Here is a 17020-nt window from a genome sequence, read left to right as displayed (position 1 = left end):
TCTTAGCTTAACGCAAGTGTCGATGACAGCGTGATCGCGTTCCGGCTGAACGCCCGCAACGGCGTTAAGAGTATCGCGAGGGGACTGCGGACCACGAGACCGGCGCGACGCGACCAGCCCAGGGCACTGCCTCTTCGAGCTGGGCTGCCAGCTTGAGCAGCAGCGATTCGCCGCCCAGCGGTGCTACGAACTGGACGCCGAGGGGCAGACCTTGGGCGGTCCAGTGCAGGGGCAGCGAGATCGCCGGCCGGCCCGTGATGTTCGCGAGTTGGGTATACGGAACCCACCCGAGGTTCTTGTCCACCATGTCGTCGATGATCTTGGTGTGGCGCAACAGGCTTGCCGTCCGCGTCTTGATCAGCGCATCTGCGACACGCTGCAGCGCCGTCGGCAATTCGAACTCGCCGATCGTCGGGGGCAGCGTCGCCAAGGTGGGAGTCAGCAACAGGTCATACGACTCGAAGTAGGTGCTGAGTCGACGCGTGTGCTGGTGTCGGCGCTGTACGGCATCCACGTAGTCGACGCTGCTGGTGGCCCGGCCGAGCGCGGCCATGATCAGCGTGTCCCGTTCGAACAACTCGTCGCCGGCACCGGTGAGCCGCTTGGCCTCGGCGAGTTCCCATGCCGTGTACACGAACCAGCTGAGCAGGAAGTCCCGCGCCAGCGCGGCGTCGTCGAATGGCGCTTGTGGAAGTTCGTCGACGTGATGGCCGAGCTCGGTGAGCGCACGCACGGTTGCCGCCACGGCCGCGACGGCTTCGGCATGTGGGGCGGGGTTGATCGCCGTCGGAACCCGCATCCCGATCCGCAGCTTTCCGGGATCCGCACCCACACATGACGCGTACGACGCATCGGGCAGGGCCGGTAGGTACGGTCCCCACGGTTCACCGCCGCTGATGACGTCGAGCATCGCCGCGGTGTCGCGCACCGTCCGCGATACGACGCCTTGTACGGCCGCGCCGTGCATGGACTCGGCGTATCCGGGGCCCGACGGCGTCAACCCGCGGCCGGGTTTCAGGCCGACGAGTCCACAGGACGCCGCCGGGATCCGGATCGATCCGCCGCCGTCATTGGCCCCGGCGCACGGCACGATGCCTGCCGCCACAGCCGCCGCTGAACCGCCCGAAGACCCGCCGGGTGTCCGTGTCAGGTCCCACGGGTTGCGGGTGGGCCCCCATGCGAGCGGCTCGGTGATGCCCTTTGCCCCGAACTCCGGTGTGTTGGTCTTCCCGAAGATGACCAGTCCTGCGTCGATCCAGCGCTGCACGATCGTGGCGTGCTCGGCGGCGGGCAGCGACTGCAGCGCCCGCGACCCCGCCGAGGTGGGTGTGCCCGCGTAATCCTGCGCGAGGTCCTTGATCAGGAACGGCACCCCGGCGAACGGTCCGCTCAGGTCGTCCGGCGGGGACGCCGGGATGTCGCGCACGATGGCGTTGATCCGCGGATTGACCGCGGCGGCCCGCTCCTGTGCGGCAGCGAGCAGCTCGGATGGCGAAACCTGCTTGTCTGCAACCAGTTTCGCCAGACCCGTGGCGTCGTGCGCACGGTAGGTCTCGAAGTCCATCGCACGAACGTATACGCCATGGACGTTACGTAGTGAGGTACCGCTGGCGGTCAGGACGCGACGAGGTCGTCGATCTGTCCGATCGCTGCGGAGGCGCCTTCGACGACGCCCATCTCCAACAGCTGCTGAAGGGCCTCGGCAGAGGCGAAGGTGCTCATATAGACCGCGCGGGTTCCGCCGTCGTGCTCGCTGAAGGCGTAGACGTTCGTGCACACCGGCATCTCGGGATTCGGGGTGAAGTCCAGATCGGCGAAACCGTCGACGAAGGAGAAACTCACCGGTTCGTCGACAGCCGTGATTTCCCAGTACCCGGCATGCTTGTCGCCCTCGGGGCCGGTCATGAAGTACGTCACGCGGCCACCGGGCGTGAGGTCATGGTCGACCACGGTCGCGGGATACGTCGGTGGTCCCCACACCTTCTCCAGTTGACGCGGATCGGCGTAGATCTGCCAGATGCGCTGCACGGGTGCGGCGAACTCGGCCGTGATGGTCAGGGTCAGGTTGTCGAGATCGTGCTGGACGTCGGTCACGGGCATGGTTCAGTCCTCCTGGGGCGTATCGGATACGATCAATTCGTCGATGCGTGCGATGCGACCACGCCACACCTGCTCCAGCTCGGTGAGCATGGACGCCACCGACCGCACCGCGGCCACGTCGCCGTTGGCCAGCTGTTCTCGACCGCTGCGTCGCTTGGTGAGCAGGCCGGCCCGCTCCAGCACGGCGACGTGCTTCTGCACCGCCGCGAAGCTCATGTCGTACTTCGCCGCGAGCGTGGAAACCGAGTGCTCCCTTGCCATTACCCGGCGCATGATGTCGCGCCGGGTGCGATCGGACAGCGCGTGGAACAGGGCGTCTGTCCGGTCCTCGTTGTACTCGGTCACCCCTACAACGTACAACCATATGGTTGTATGTTGTCAAGTCTCTGACGGGAAAGAATCTTCCATCACTGGATTATGTTGGGCCACAACATAAGTGGCTGGGCCCGCTAAACCGGTGTTTCCCAGAAGCGGTTGAGCGCAGCCGCGCTACGCGCCGGCTCGCGCGGCTGCCCGGCCCATCTGGGGACCTTGTGCTGCCGCGATCGACGTCGTCGCGCCCGAGAGTCGCCACAAGTGGGTCCCAGAGCGCGTCGGACTCTGGATTGCCATGCACCAGAAATAGCCGAGATCTACATGAGGGCTGTGCTCGCTGCCGGTTCACGACCATGGCGTCGGTTTCGAGGAGGCGGCCGGGCAAACCGTGTGCCGCTCGCCCGGACGGGGAACGTAACCGGGATCGCTGGGCACATGTATACGGCCCGCATAGCCGCACGTAGTGTCGTATTCGACCTGATACTGATAGCCGCCGTGACTTCGTGACGCCAGGAGACGCAGAGAATGAGCTCGCAGAAGCCGACCATCATCTACACGCTCACCGATGAGGCGCCGCTGCTCGCGACGTACGCCTTCCTGCCGATCATCCGCGCGTTCACCGATCCGGCCGGCATCAACGTCGAGACCAGTGACATCTCGGTGGCGGCCCGCATCCTCGCCGAGTTCGGTGACTACCTGACCGAGGACCAGCGTGTCCCGGACAACCTGGCCGAGCTGGGGCGGCTGACGCAGCTTCCGGACACGAACATCATCAAGCTGCCCAACATCAGCGCCTCGGTCCCGCAGCTGACGGCGGCCGTCAAGGAGCTGCAGGGGAAAGGCTTCGCGGTGCCGGACTATCCGGGGGACCCGAAGACCGACGAGGAAAAGGCCATCCGCGCGCGGTACTCGAAGGTCCTCGGCAGCGCGGTCAATCCGGTGCTGCGCGAAGGCAACTCGGACCGTCGCGCACCCAAGGCGGTCAAGGAGTACGCCCGCAAACACCCGCACAGCATGGGGGAATGGTCGCAGGCCTCCCGGACCCACGTGGCCACCATGAAGCACGGCGACTTCTACCACGGCGAGAAGTCGCTGACGCTCGACAAGGCGCACAACGTACGCATGGAACTCGTCACCACCGACGGCCGGGTCATCGTATTGAAGCCCGAGGTCGCGCTCGACGCGGGCGACATCATCGACAGTATGTTCATGAGCCGCAAGGCCCTCTGCGACTTCTACGAAGAGCAGATGCAGGACGCTTACAAGACCGGCGTCATGTTCTCGCTGCACGTCAAAGCCACCATGATGAAGGTCAGCCATCCGATCGTGTTCGGCCACGCCGTCAAGATCTTCTACAAGGACGCCTTCGCCAAGCACCAGAAGCTCTTCGACGAGCTGGGCGTCAACGTCAACAACGGGCTCTCCGATCTCTACGCCAAGATCGAGTCGCTGCCCGCCTCGCAGCACGAGGAGATCATCCGCGACCTGCACGCCTGCCACGAGCATCGGCCCGAGCTGGCCATGGTGGATTCGGCCAAGGGCATCTCGAACTTCCATTCGCCCAGCGATGTCATCGTTGACGCCTCGATGCCGGCGATGATCCGGCTCGGCGGCAAGATGTACGGCGCCGACGGCCGCACCAAGGACACCAAGGCGGTCAACCCGGAGTCCACCTTCTCCCGGATCTACCAGGAGATGATCAACTTCTGTAAGACGCACGGCCAGTTCGATCCGACGACGATGGGCACCGTGCCCAATGTCGGCTTGATGGCGCAGAAGGCCGAGGAGTACGGCAGCCACGACAAGACGTTCGAAATCCCCGCGGACGGCGTCGCCAACATCGTCGACAACGACACCGGCGAGGTGCTGTTGACCCAGAACGTCGAGGTCGGTGACATCTGGCGCATGCCGATCGTGAAGGATCTGCCGATCCAGGACTGGGTCAAGCTGGCCGTCAACCGGGCGCGGCTGTCCGGCATGCCGGTGGTGTTCTGGCTGGACCAGGAGCGTCCGCACGAGGCCGAGTTGCGCAAGAAGGTCAACCGATACCTCAAGGACCACGACACCGAGGGCCTCGACATCCAGATCATGTCGCAGGAACGCGCGATGCGGCACACCATCGAACGGGCGATGCGGGGCCAGGACACTATCGCGGCGACCGGCAACATCCTGCGCGACTACCTCACCGACCTGTTCCCGATCCTGGAGCTCGGCACCAGCGCCAAGATGCTCTCGATTGTGCCGCTGATGGCCGGCGGCGGGTTGTACGAAACTGGTGCGGGCGGTTCGGCACCCAAGCATGTGCACCAACTGGTCGAGGAGAACCACCTGCGCTGGGATTCGCTCGGCGAGTTCCTGGCCCTGGGCGCGAGCCTGGAGGACCTCGGTAACAAGTCCGGCAACAAGAGGGCCGTGATCCTGGCAAAGACCCTGGATGCCGCGACAGGCAAGCTGCTCGACAACGACAAGAGCCCGTCGCGCAGGACCGGCGAACTCGACAACCGCGGCAGCCAGTTCTATCTGGCCATGTACTGGGCGGAGGAACTCGCGGCCCAGACCGACGATCCCGAGCTGGCCAAGCATTTCGAGCCGCTGGCCAAGGCGTTGGCCCAGAACGAGGAGGCCATCGTCACCGAGCTGGCAGCGGTGCAGGGCCAGCCGGTCGACATCGGTGGCTACTACGCCGCGGACAGCGAGAAGACGGCTGCGGTGATGCGGCCGAGCAAGACGTTCAACTCGACGCTGGCTGCGGACGTGAGGAGCAATTAGGGCGTCTGCGGCCCCACGGGCCTGACCAGCGCCACCCAACCCCGATTTCGCCCGATGTCGGTCCTGTGGCCTATCTTGGACCGTCCAGCGAACGACATGGGGGAGAGATCACGTTGGAGGACAACGCGGCGCTGCCGGCCGCCGAGTTACTCGAACTCAACCGTGATGTTCAAGGCTCGCGCGCGGTCCGGCTGCTGGCCACCCTCAACCTCGGCGTGTACGCGACGTTGATGGAGCGCCACCTCTCCGGTGGCACGGTGGCCGAGGCCGACCTGGTGGTACGCCTCGAGCGTGACCTGGCCGAACTCGGCGAATCCGAGCAGGCCGGGCTGACCCTCATCAAGAGCTGGGCCAGTCAGGGCTGGCTGCACCGGGTGACCGAGACCCGAACCGGCCACGAGCGCAATGTCTGCTATCTGACCCAGGACGCGCGCCGGGCGCTGGACTTCGTCCGGGGCGTGCGCCGCAACGACACCATCGCAACCGGCGGATCGATCAACGGGATCGCGTCGCGGCTCAGGCAGGTCGCCGTGCGCGTCGGCAACGATCCCGACCAGATCCGGGCCGGTATCGAGGCGGAGATCGCGGTCCTGCACGCCGAGCTCGCCGAGCTCGACGCCGGATTGCGGCCGGATCCCGATGTCACCGCCATGTACGACGAGGCGCGTGCCATCGCGATGCAGATGGAACGGCTGATCACCGACATCGGCTTGTACGGCAGCATGATCGAGCAGGCCACCGCCGAGCTCGACGATCCGATCGACAGCAACGCCGACTATCGGGACCGGCAACGCCAGATGTACGCCGACTACCAGGCAGCCTGGGATTCGGCGGGGCGGGACTCGCATCGGGCCTTCCTGCGGATGATCAACGATCCGCAGCAGCGCACGGAGTTGGAGGCCGACATCTCCACCGTCGCAGCCACACTGCCCGAGCTCGACCCGGCGTTGCGCAAGGTGATGGCCGAGTTCTTCGAGTTGGTGGGGCATCAGATCGACGAGGTGGAACGCATCCAGCAGCGCTGCGCACAACGAGTCAAGCGATTCACCGCGTTCGGCACGCTGGAGCAGAGCCGCGGAGTGGCCCGCCAGCTCAACGACGCGATCGGTGCCGCTCGCGCGCTGCTGAAGGTGTCGCTGACCGATTCGCGCCTGGACCTCGACGTGCCGCTGGCCCGGCACACCATCAGTTCGATTGGTGCCCTGAGCTTTCGGATCAACGATCTGTCCGCGCCCAAGCCCGCACAGATGGCCGAAGGGGAGCTAGATCTGTCGAGTTTCGCCGCGCTGAGCACCCAGGTCGACGCACCGGCCATGTCGGAGATGATCAACACCGCGCTGCGGCGGGCCCCGGTGTCCCTGCCAGATGCGGTGAGCATGCTGGACTCGGCCTACCTGGGCCACGTCATCGTGCTGTGGTCGTGGGCACTCAAGCAACCGCGATCGGCCGGCGCTTCAGGAACAGCCCCGGCGTCTACCACCGTGAGATTCCAGTCCCTGGACGGCAGGGACCGCGAGATGGAGGTGCCGCACCTCATGTTCACCGAACCGATCCTGGGATCGGCGTCGTGACCGACGAGCGCTTGCGCGAGGAGCCGATATGACCGACGAGCGCTTGCGCGAGGAGCCGATATGACCGACACACCTATCGATTTCGCGTCACTGCCCGAGGTCGACCGAAACGGCCGGGCCCCGCAGCAGCGTCGGCCCCGTTTCGACGGCGACGTCAGCGCCATGCCCGACCGCGCCTGCTGGGCCCTGCAAAACTTGTTGACGCGGCGCTACATCAGCAACGAATCCGACACCGACGTGTACAGCTGGGTCAAGGAGTACCGCGCAGATCTCGCGGTCCGGCTCTCGGAACTCGACCTGCAGTTGCGCATCGTCGATGACATCGGGATCGCCTTCATCGAGCAGGCCCGTTACGAATCTGCCAAGGGCGTCAAGCTGTTACGACGTGAACCGCTGGGCACCTATGATTCGATCCTGGCGCTGCACCTGGCACAGATGATGCGTGCCGGCGGCGACCAGAGCTTCCTGATCACCCGCGACGAGGTCCACGGCCTGTTCTCCGGGGTGCTCAACGACACCGACCGGGACACCGTCACGTTCACCGCGCGTATCGACGCGGCCATCGCCCGGCTGGCCGGCCTGGACATTCTGCGCAAGACGCGCGACGACGAGGACAGCTACACCGTCAGCCCGGTCATCAGCGCCATCATGACGGCCTCGGTGATCACCGAACTGCAGCAGCAGTTCGAAGCTCTGCTGAACGGGGGTGCTGACGATGCCATCCGCGACTGAGCAGTTCCACCTTTCCCGGCTGCAGATCATCAACTGGGGTGTGTTCGACGGTTACCACTCGATCCCGTTCAGCTCCGGCGGATCGCTCATCGCAGGCGCCTCCGGCAGCGGCAAATCCTCACTGCTGGACGCGATTTCACTAGGGTTCTTGCCGTTCAACCGGCGCAACTTCAACGCCTCGGGTGACAACACCGCGGCGGGGTCCAGCGCCGGTCGGCGCACCGTCGACAAGTACGTGCGCGGCGCGTGGGGCCAGCGCAGCGACGGCGGGGCCAGTCAGGTGATGTACCTGCGGGGTGACGGGACCACCTGGTCTGCAGTCGGCGTGACATACCGCAGCAACACCGGGCGCACGATCACCGGCCTGGTGCTCAAGTGGCTCACCGGGGAGTCTCGCTCGGACTCGTCGAGTCGCTACGTCCTCGGCGACGGTGACCTCGACATCGAGGAGGTCTGCAACCGTTGGGCCGCAGGACGTTTCGACACCGGTGTGTTCAAGGACATCCGGGGCGAGCGAAGCGACGGGAAATATAGCGGCTGGCGATTCACCACCAAGGTGGAATCGCAGTACCTGGCCCAGTTGTACGCCGCTATCGGGATCCGGGCGTCGGATGCCGCGCAGCAGCTGCTCGGCAAGGCCAAGTCGCTGAAAAGCGTTGGCGGACTGGAACAGTTCGTGAGTGAATTCATGCTCGACGAACCGGACAGCCTGGCCCGGCTGCCTGAGGCGCTCAAGCAGATCGACCCGCTGGTCGAGGCTCGAGAGCTGCTGGCCGTCGCCCAGCGCAAGCGTAAGATCCTCGGCGATATCGAGGCCATCCAGGTGCGCTACGCGTCGGAATCCTCGGATCTGGGCATCATCGATCTGGTGGACCAGCCGATGGTGCGGGCCTATACCGACCATGTCCGGCTCAAGCAATGCCCCGCCCAGATCGAGACGCTCGACGCGAACGTCACACAGCTCGACAACGAGCATGCCGATCTGACCCGCCAGCTCAATCTGGCCAAAGCTGAAGGGGATTCGCTCAACGCGCAGATCAGCGGAGCCAGCACCAACGTCGGCCCGCTGCAGGCGCAGGTGACCGCGGCTGAAGCGCAGGCAGAGGAGGTCTCACGACGCCGCGCGGCGTACGAGGATCTGGTGACCGCCCAGGGAATCGAGCCTCCCGAGTCGGCCGACGAGTTCTGGAATCTGCGTGAGGAACTGACCCGGCAGGCCACCGAGATGCTCGGCAAGCTGGAATGGGGACGTGACGCGTCGACCGACGCCGAGTATGCCCAGAAGTCGGCCCGCATCGTGCGCGACAACGCCGCCAAGGAACTCAAGCGCGTCGAGCACGTGGGTTCGGCGGTACCCGAGTCTGCTGTCGTCATGCGCGAAAACATTTGCACCGCTGTCGGTATCGATCCGGAGGAGCTGCCCTACGTAGCCGAGCTGCTGGACCTGCGTCCCGAGGAGGCGCGCTGGCGGCTGGCGGTGGAGAAGGTGCTGCGACCGGTGGGTCTGCGACTGCTGGTGCCGGATCAGCACTACGCCAGGGTGTTGCGGTTCGTCAACGAGACCAACATGCGCGGCCGGCTCGCGCTGCATCACGTCCGCGTCACCGCCACGGGGCGGCAAGCCGAGCCGAACACCGGATCTGCGCGATCCGCCTCCGGCTCCTCGCAAACGCTGGCGGGCAAGCTGTTTATCGTCGACCCGGCACACCCGTGCGCGCCTGAGGCGGTCGATGTGATCGCCGCCGCCGGTGACCACATCTGCGTCGACACCCCCGATGTGTTCGCACGGTTCCGGCGCGCCGTCACCGACACGGGCCTGTACAAGGATTCCGACCGGTTGGCCATCAAGGACGACCGCCGCCCGATCAAACCTTCGGAATACATCTACCAGGGCGACATCGCGGCCAAGCTTGACGCGCTGACCGCCGAGCTGACCGAGGCCGAGGAAGCCTTCCGCCAGGCCCGCCATGCCGCGGATGCGATTGCGGCACAACGGCAGCAGTGGCGCGATCAGGCGGCGGCCTGCAAGGCGATCTACGAGCAGTTCCCGCAGTGGAGCCAGATCGACACCGAGACCGCCGATGGGCACGCGGATCGGCTGCGCGAACAGTACGAGCTGCTGCTGGCCGACCACCCGGACATCGAGGCGCTCAGCGCGCGGGCCGAGGCGATCTGGAGGGACATCCAGACTCTGATGACCCGGCGCGGGGCGATCCAGACGCGTCGCGACGAGTTGGACGGGCGTCGCACCCGCCTGCTGGAACTGCTGGACCGGCTCGCGCCCGCCGTCGTGTCGGAGCCCATCAGCGAACTGCTGCACCGGTATGCCGCCGAGATCCCCGTAGAACTGGAACTGCTCAATCCCGAGCCACACCGAGAGGCACTGTTCAGCGCGATCCGCCGCGAACGCGACCAGCTGACCGAAAGCCGCAGGCGTTCATACGACGAATTGGCCCGCATCATCGCGACTTTCGATGCATCGTTTCCCGACGCGATTCCGAACGACTCGGATGACTTCGACGAACGCGTGCATGATTACGTCGCGGTGTGCCGCCACATCGATGAACGCGAGCTGCCCGACGCCTACGAGCGCATGATGCGGCTCATCACCGAGCAGGCCCCTGACGCGATCCTGACGCTGCACCGCGTGGCCGAGCAGGAGACCCGGCGGATCAGCGACCAGATCGCGCGGGTGAACACGGGGCTGGGCGCGGTCGAATTCAACCGCGGCACCCGGTTGACGCTGCGGGCCACTCCGCGCAGCTTGGCTGCGGTATCGGAGCTGACCGACATCGTCAAGGCCATCTCGCGGCGCATCGCGGAGGTGGGCCTCGGTGATAAAAAGGCGATCCTGGATCAGTATGCCGACATCTTGCGGTTGCGAAACCGGTTGGCCAGCAACACTCCTGAGGATCGCGCCTGGACCCGAGATGCGCTCGACGTGCGCAACCGGTTCATGTTCGACTGCGCGGAGTGGGACGTTCGCACCGACGAGCTCATCCGTACGCACAGCAACGCTGGTGACAACTCCGGTGGCGAGCAAGAGAAGCTCATGGCGTTCTGCCTGGCCGGCGCACTGAGCTTCAACCTCGCCAGCCCCGACAGCGGGGACAACACACCGGTTTTCGCGCAGCTGATGCTGGACGAGGCGTTCTCGAAGTCCGACCCGCAGTTCGCCGCACAGGCGCTCGAAGCGTTCCGCAAGTTCGGCTTCCAGCTGGTGATCGTGGCCACCGTGCAGAACGCCACCACCATCGAGCCCTACATCGACGGTGTGGTGATGGTGTCCAAGACCGAGGCGACCGGACGCAACGCACGTCCCGTCGCGACCGTTGCCACCAAGACCATCAGCGATTTCAGCGCCCTGCGGCGGGAACTGAAGGTGCCGGAACCCGTGTGATATTCCGCCAGCTTCAACGCGGTGCTGGCCTACCGCGACGTCACGCAGAAGATCGTCTTCGAGTGCTTCCACAATTTCGTCGCGTTTAGCCAGTGGGGCAACAGCCTCTACAACGTGGTGGCCAGGCTCGACCGCGATGGTGGTGATCCGCAGACCGAGGACTGGCACAGCCGTACAATGTCAGGTCCGTTCGACAGTCCCGACGGGTCGGCCTTTCCGCCGCCCGAGCGCTTCGTAATGGAGCTGGTCCGCACCATTTCTCGTACGGGGGAAGCATTTCCGCGCTCCCGAAACCATCGGGCCGCTGTTCGAGCGGCACCGTTTCATGGTCAACCCGCACAACTCCACCAGCCGCGATCCGGTGCAGTGGGCCAACCCGGACGCCGCCCAAGTGGCTTGTACTAACTTGGGATTCGGTTCGGTGAGCCTTGTGGTCTTCGCACTGTCCATCGCCCGGAACTTGTCGGACCTGACTGCAATAATGGGGGCATGCCATCGGGCGCAACACCTTTCGATGCTGACGCGCTGAGCCCTGCGCGGCGGACGGAAGAGTTGTTCGATGAGGTGGCCGAACTGTGTGGGCAACGCAACGCCATCGACGGGCGGCTGGTGGAGATCGTCGCCGAGTTGGAGCGCGACGAATTGTGCGGCGCCACCGGCGCCCGATCGATCACAGCTTTGGTGGCCTGGAAGACCGGTGTCACCCCGCACAACGCCGAAACAATGGTGGCAGTCGCACGCCGCCTCGAGGGGTTCCCACTCTGCGCCGAAGGGATGCGGGAGGGCCGGTTGTCGCTGGATCAGGTGGGGGTGATCGCCGAACGCGCCGCCGACGGTTCCGATGCGCATTATGCGGAGTTGGCGGCGGTGGCCACTGTTGCCCAGTTGCGTACGGCGGTCAAACTCGAACCCCGCCCCGCCCCTGATCCAGATCCCGAACCGGATCCCAAACGCGCGTTCCGCAAAGAGGTTCACGACGACTGCACGACCTACCGGATCACCCTGCCGCGCGACGAGGCAGCGACAGTCGATGCTGCGATGCAGTCGCATCACGACGCGTTGATCGCGCAGTGGAAGCGTGACCACGAGGATGCCGACCAGGCATCGGAGCAGGCACCGCCGTTCCCCGGCACCGTGGATGCATTGATGAGCCTGATCGAGGCCGGCTGGGACACCGACGTGGCGCGCCGCCCACATGGGCAGCACACCACGGTGGTGGTGCACGTCGACCTCGACCGCGACGGTGCGAAACCGGTCGCCTCACTGCACCTCGGGCCGGTGTTGTCCGATGAGGAACGCCGCTTCCTGTCCTGTGATGCGAGCTGTGAGGTGTGGTTTGAACGGCACGGGCGGGTGATCGGTGCGGGGCGTAGTACGCGGCAGGTCAGTCGCCGGTTGCGCCGGGTGTTGGAGGCATCGGGATCGGTGCTGTGTGGTGCCCGGCTGCGGCGCCACCCGCGGTCTGCACGCTCATCACCTGCAGCATGTGCGCCGTGAGGCGCGTGTATTCCGATCGGAGGTGAGAGACCTCCGATGTTCGGCCGTCACAGCGGTCGGATGAAAGCTGAGGGCAGCTGAATCTCGTAGGGATCGAGAGGGATTCGGTGGCAAGCGGCCCTGACAAAACCACGGCGGGTCAGTACTGCCAGATGACATGGCGCGTGGTGAGCAAGGTGAGAGGGCATACGTGAGGAACCAGTGTCGGAATCCTCGTTAGGTGGAACCGGTCTGCAAATCTGGCGGATATCGGACCGGTGTTGTGGTGCACGCGGAAGTGGTGTATCGGACGCGTCCGTTGCCTGTCCCGGCCAGGGGTGGGCAGCAGCCGGTGGGGAATTGTCTGTGGCGTACCTACCGGGGCCATCGGGGTAAAGCTGGGTGCCGGCCTCACCAATCGGATACATGTGAACACGGGAACCATTCGGGTGCTTCCCTTCCCGCGTCCCGGCCAGGGGTGCGGCGGGTAGGTGTCGATGCCCACCGAGGGCACTGGGATGGGGCGGAGCCGCCGTAGTACTGCGAGGCCGGGAAAGCCGGTCACATCGGGAAGGGCGGCAGTAGGACACGCAGAATACGGAGATTGCCATGTCAGAAGATGCACCGATGAATATCGGTGCCGCGCTGGAGTTGCCGTCCGTGGCGGCCCAGCGGGTACTGAGGATGCAGACCAAACTGCACTGTTGGGCGATGGCCGATCGTGGTCGTCGGTTCGACGATCTGTTCAACCTCGTGGCGGACCCGTGTTTCCTCGCGGTAGCGTGGGCACGGGTCCGGGAGAACACCGGTGCCCGCAGTGCGGGGATCGATAAACGCACCGCCCGCGGCATTGAGGCTAGTGCCGATGGTGTCGTCGGGTTCCTCGAACAGTTGCGGGACGCATTGCGCTCCGGCATGTTTCGACCGGTACCGGTGCGGCGAGTCGAGATACCCAAAGCCAGCGGCAAGGTCCGCAAGTTGGGTATCCCGACCGTGGCCGATCGGGTGGTACAGGCGTCGCTGAAGCTGGTGCTGGAACCGATATTCGAAACGGATTTCTCCGATTCGAGTTACGGGTTCCGGCCGCAGCGACGGGCTCAGGACGCGATCGAGGACATTCGGATGTTCGCTCACCGTGGTTATGAGTGGGTGTTCGAAGCCGACATCGCAGCGTGTTTCGACGAAATCGACCACACTGCCCTGCTGCACCGGATACGTGGTCGGATCGGCGATAAACGCATCCTGGGGTTGGTGAAGGCATTCCTGAAGGCCGGAGTGCTCGGCACCGACGGCACCACCTATGACACCTACACCGGAACTCCCCAGGGCGGCATCCTCTCGCCGCTGCTGGCCAACATCGCTCTGTCGGTTATCGATGACCACTTCGACAATCGCTGGGCGGCCCACCGGCACGGATCGGCCCGCAGGACCCATCGCCAGCACGGCGGAGCGACGTATCACCTCGTGCGATACGCCGATGACTTCGTGGTTCTGGTCTTTGGCCAACGCGGGCACGCCGAACAACTGTGGGAGGACATGACCGATCTGCTGGCACCGATGGGGCTGCGGTTGGCCCCGGCCAAGACGCAGGTCGTGCATATCGACGAGGGCTTCGACTTTCTGGGATTCCGCATCCAGCGGCATATCCAGCGGGGAAGCAACCGGGCATACGTCTACAGCTACCCGTCGCGCACCTCGCTGCAGACGATGCGACGCAAGCTCAAGACGGTGACCAAACGGATTACCCACCAACCCGCCGATCAGCTGTTCGGGCAACTGAGCCGGATGGTCCGCGGTTGGGCCCAGTACTTCCGGCACAGTTCAGCCAGCCGGGCCTACTCCCACATCGCCAACTACATGTGGTGGCGGGTGTGGAGCTGGCTGCTGCACAAACATCCCCGCACCGGCAAACGGGCCCTCTGGGCCCAGTACCACGTGCGCCGCTGGCCGCAGTACAACGGTGTTCGGCTCTACAACCCCACCACGATGAGCATCCAGCGCTATCGCTACCGGGGCTCGAAGATCCCGACACCCTGGGCAACACCTATCGTCGTCCCAGCTTGACCTACGGAGAGCCGGATGCGATGAGAGTCGCACGTCCGGTTCGGGGGCGCGGCGGCGGGAAATAGCCTGAGCGACAAGCTCAGACACTACGCCCGCCGCCGACGCCTACTGGGAGGACGGCGGGCGCACCGACCTGGACAATCTGGTGTTGGTATGCCCATATCATCACCGACTGCACCATCGCGGGGGTGTCACCATCACCGGACCGGCTGACCGACTCATCGTCACCGATGCCGCCGGGCGACGACTCAGTGCAGGGTCCCTGGCCCGGCCACCAACCACACCCCCACCCGACGTCCCACCCTGCCCCGGCCCCACCGGCGAACGCGCCAACTGGTGGTGGTACCAACCCTTCCAACCCCAACCACCCCCACCGTCGACGAAGTCGCTAGAGCCGCCGAGCTGGGTTGGCTGACGATGGCCACCAAACGAATTCGCGCCTGACTCAGGTCTGTCGATTCGGTGGTACGAACCAAGTGAGGCTGACTGTGCACGCCAAAAGCACGCGGCGAAGGCCGGCCGGACGGCGCACGGCGCTCCCCGGCAAAGCCGAACCGTTCCCGATGCGCACGGTCGGGTTCGGGTACGACCTGGACCCGGCATCGAGGATCTGCTGGTGGCCGACCCCGAGCGGTCGACTCCGCGATCTACGTGCTATGTGCCGAAATCCACTCCCGCGTAGGAACTTCCATCAGTCGGCACACTATTAGGCCGGTTTGACGCCGACGGTGATCAGGTCTGACACGGGCATCCAGATCGGCCGGCGCACCCGGTGCTGGTCGGCGACGGTGAACCCCGCACCCGCGAACAAGGCCAGCAATTCCGATTCAGACGGGTTGTGCACGGGACTCCACACCGCCGCGGATAGCGCCTGCAACAGTGGAATCGGTTGGCGCGGACTGATAGTCGTCACAGCGACGATGCCGCCCGGGGCGAGGACGCGGTGGAACTCCACCGCACCCGGTCGCAGCGCTTGCGGGCCTGGGCCAGCATGCCCTCGGACATGTCGATGCCGTAGACCTCGTCGGTCTGTAGCTCACGCTGGATGCGGTCGGCCAGGATCCCGGTGCCGCATGCGACATCGGCGATCCGCGCACGTGAGGAGCACGAATGATCGTCAGTGGAGGCGTGCTGCCGCAGCTGGGTGATCACCTCGTCCTGGGCGGGCCGGTAGATCCAACGTCGCAGGCACTGCTGGTCGTAGGCCGGAGCGGCGAAGCTCCAGAACCGGGTGACGGTGTCGTTGAATCCGCGGCGCTGCGTGGTTGTCACCGATCCGCGTGTAGGCGCGCGATCACGGTGGGCTCATCGCCGAGCGGATGACGTCGAAATCATGCTGATCGATCTCGAAAACGCCGAGCCGGAACCGGTATCCCCAACGCTTCTTGTCTTCCACGAAATCAAGATTCTCGATCAGTGGCCGGATCGGGGTTTCGTTGCAGGCCAGGAAATCCATCGCCCGCCGCCACGGGTGGAAATCCGGCGTCACTTCGGCCTGGTACGGCACGTCGTCGCTGACCTGGCCGAGTGCGGTGAACGCCTGCAGCGGTGGACCGTCCGGGAAAGTAGTCCGCGGCGAGTAGAAGACGATCCAGTCCCCGCGCGCCATCTTGCGCAGCATGTGGGGCTTGCCGTGGTTGGCCTGCGTGAAGCCGCCGGCCACAGCGCGTGCGACGTGGTCACGGCTGACGGTGTTGATCCAGTACGTCATGACGGCACGCTACGGCGGCCCACCGACAGATCGGGCTCAGCGCAGCGTGTATGCCGTCATGGACAGCGATCCGAAGGTGTAGCCGCTGGTCAGTACCTCGGCGGGAGTGTTTGTGGCAGAGGAGATTCCGGCGAAGTACAGGAACGGGATGAAGTGATCGGGGGTCGGGACGGCCAGTGGATAGTCCCGGTGGGCATCGAGGGTGAGGATGTCGGCGGGGGAGTTGAGCACTTGCTCGCGGGCGGCATCGTCGAACCGCTGAGCCCAGTCGTATCCATCGTCGGGACGCGCGGCGTCCATGCCTGCCAGGTTATGCACGATGTTGCCGCTGGCCAGCACCAGCACGCCACGCTCGCGCAGCGGCGCCAGCCTGGCCCCGAGTTCCAGGTGGTAGTCGGCCGGTTCGTTGGCGTTGATGGCCAACTGCACCACCGGGATCGATGCGTCGGGGAACGCGTGCACGAGTACCGACCAGGTCCCGTGGTCGATGCCCCAGCTGTCCACATCGGCGCCCACCCAGGTCGGGCGCACCGTATCGCTGATCTCCTCAGCGAGCTCGGGCAGTCCGGGCGCCGGGTACCGGACATCGAACAGCTCGCGCGGGAACCCGTAGAAATCGTGGATGGTGCGCGGCCGCGGCATCGCCGTGACCACGGTGGCATTGATGTACCAGTGGGCGCTGACCACCAGAATGGCCCGTGGCCGTGGCACTGACCGGCCGAAGTCGCGCCATGCGGTGGTGTACCGGTTGGACTCGATGGCGTTCATCGGGCTGCCGTGTCCGATGAACGCCGCCGGCATCGCCGAAGTTGGCTCCATCGGACCAGGCTAGCGCCGGAAGATGCCCGGCCCGCGGCGGGAAGTTCTGCACGGCAGCGAGGA

11 protein-coding genes and 3 pseudogenes are annotated in these 17020 nt (G+C 65.4%); 8 read left to right on the top strand and 6 right to left on the bottom strand.

Features of this window, described 5'->3' with window-relative positions; all coding sequences use genetic code 11:
- Positions 1–64: 64 nt before the first annotated feature.
- The 3 genes from B133_RS0117715 to B133_RS0117705 are packed head-to-tail and all read right to left on the bottom strand — an operon-like array spanning position 65 to position 2445.
- Positions 65–1564 (bottom strand): amidase, encoded by a 1500-nt coding sequence (locus B133_RS0117715; RefSeq protein ID WP_018602925.1) that lies wholly within the window; start codon positions 1562–1564, stop codon positions 65–67.
- Positions 1565–1614: 50 nt separating this feature from the next.
- A complete protein-coding gene (locus tag B133_RS0117710; protein ID WP_018602924.1) occupies positions 1615–2100 on the bottom strand; it encodes an SRPBCC domain-containing protein in 486 nt (161 codons plus the stop codon).
- 3 nt (positions 2101–2103) lie between these two features.
- Positions 2104–2445 carry a helix-turn-helix transcriptional regulator gene (locus B133_RS0117705; protein ID WP_018602922.1) on the bottom strand — a complete coding sequence of 114 codons (342 nt, stop codon included), beginning with the start codon at positions 2443–2445 and terminating at the stop codon, positions 2104–2106.
- Positions 2446–2940: 495 nt separating this feature from the next.
- Here B133_RS0117705 and B133_RS0117700 point away from each other — a divergent pair, with 495 nt between their 5' ends.
- The 8 genes and pseudogenes from B133_RS0117700 to B133_RS24680 form a co-directional block, all read left to right on the top strand.
- A complete protein-coding gene (locus B133_RS0117700; RefSeq protein WP_018602921.1) occupies positions 2941–5184 on the top strand; it encodes an NADP-dependent isocitrate dehydrogenase in 2244 nt (747 codons plus the stop codon).
- Positions 5185–5297: 113 nt separating this feature from the next.
- On the top strand, positions 5298–6755 hold the full coding sequence (locus B133_RS0117695) for a DUF3375 domain-containing protein (protein WP_198291086.1): 1458 nt from the start codon (positions 5298–5300) through the stop codon (positions 6753–6755).
- Positions 6756–6815: 60 nt separating this feature from the next.
- On the top strand, positions 6816–7487 hold the full coding sequence (locus tag B133_RS0117690; protein ID WP_018602919.1) for a DUF4194 domain-containing protein: 672 nt from the start codon (positions 6816–6818) through the stop codon (positions 7485–7487).
- Complete coding sequence (locus B133_RS0117685; protein ID WP_036419379.1) at positions 7471–10887, top strand: ATP-binding protein; 3417 nt, start codon at positions 7471–7473, stop codon at positions 10885–10887. Before B133_RS0117690 ends, B133_RS0117685 begins: the two co-directional genes overlap by 17 nt.
- Positions 10888–10908: 21 nt before the next feature.
- Positions 10909–11292: a hypothetical protein gene (locus B133_RS0117680; RefSeq protein WP_026256561.1), complete on the top strand. Its 384-nt coding sequence runs from the start codon at positions 10909–10911 to the stop codon at positions 11290–11292.
- An 84-nt stretch (positions 11293–11376) separates the two neighbouring features.
- Positions 11377–12373 (top strand): annotated as a pseudogene (locus tag B133_RS22985) (DUF222 domain-containing protein); the annotation flags it as partial.
- Between the two features lie 617 nt (positions 12374–12990).
- Positions 12991–14427 (top strand): group II intron reverse transcriptase/maturase, encoded by a 1437-nt coding sequence (gene ltrA, locus B133_RS0117670; protein WP_018601686.1) that lies wholly within the window; start codon positions 12991–12993, stop codon positions 14425–14427.
- A gap of 106 nt (positions 14428–14533) precedes the next feature.
- Positions 14534–14842: pseudogene (locus B133_RS24680) on the top strand (HNH endonuclease signature motif containing protein); the annotation flags it as partial.
- A 291-nt stretch (positions 14843–15133) separates the two neighbouring features.
- Here B133_RS24680 and B133_RS22980 read toward each other — a convergent pair.
- The 3 genes and pseudogenes from B133_RS22980 to ygiD all read right to left on the bottom strand — a co-directional run bounded on the left by B133_RS22980 (position 15134) and on the right by ygiD (position 16939).
- Positions 15134–15699, bottom strand: a pseudogene (locus B133_RS22980) (class I SAM-dependent methyltransferase).
- 22 nt (positions 15700–15721) lie between these two features.
- A complete protein-coding gene (locus tag B133_RS0117660) occupies positions 15722–16138 on the bottom strand; it encodes an EVE domain-containing protein (protein WP_018602916.1) in 417 nt (138 codons plus the stop codon).
- A gap of 36 nt (positions 16139–16174) precedes the next feature.
- Entirely contained in the window at positions 16175–16939 is a 765-nt protein-coding gene (ygiD, locus tag B133_RS0117655; RefSeq protein WP_018602914.1) for a 4,5-DOPA dioxygenase extradiol, read from the bottom strand.
- Positions 16940–17020 lie beyond the last annotated feature (81 nt).

Source organism: Mycobacterium sp. 155, from assembly GCF_000373905.1.
Lineage (GTDB): Bacteria > Actinomycetota > Actinomycetes > Mycobacteriales > Mycobacteriaceae > Mycobacterium.
Note: the sequence above shows the minus strand (reverse complement) of the source record. Positions and strands in the feature narration are given on the sequence as shown.

Excerpts from the sequence above, each read along its gene's own strand:
- B133_RS0117690 (WP_018602919.1), top strand. The coding sequence starts at position 6,816 with ATGACCGACACACCTATCGATTTCGCGTCACTGCCCGAGGTCGACCGA.
- B133_RS0117710 (WP_018602924.1), bottom strand. The coding sequence starts at position 2,100 with ATGCCCGTGACCGACGTCCAGCACGATCTCGACAACCTGACCCTGACC.
- B133_RS0117660 (WP_018602916.1), bottom strand. The coding sequence starts at position 16,138 with ATGACGTACTGGATCAACACCGTCAGCCGTGACCACGTCGCACGCGCT.
- B133_RS0117715 (WP_018602925.1), bottom strand. The coding sequence starts at position 1,564 with ATGGACTTCGAGACCTACCGTGCGCACGACGCCACGGGTCTGGCGAAA.
- B133_RS0117685 (WP_036419379.1), top strand. The coding sequence starts at position 7,471 with ATGCCATCCGCGACTGAGCAGTTCCACCTTTCCCGGCTGCAGATCATC.
- ltrA (WP_018601686.1), top strand. The coding sequence starts at position 12,991 with ATGAATATCGGTGCCGCGCTGGAGTTGCCGTCCGTGGCGGCCCAGCGG.
- B133_RS0117700 (WP_018602921.1), top strand. The coding sequence starts at position 2,941 with ATGAGCTCGCAGAAGCCGACCATCATCTACACGCTCACCGATGAGGCG.
- ygiD (WP_018602914.1), bottom strand. The coding sequence starts at position 16,939 with ATGCCGGCGGCGTTCATCGGACACGGCAGCCCGATGAACGCCATCGAG.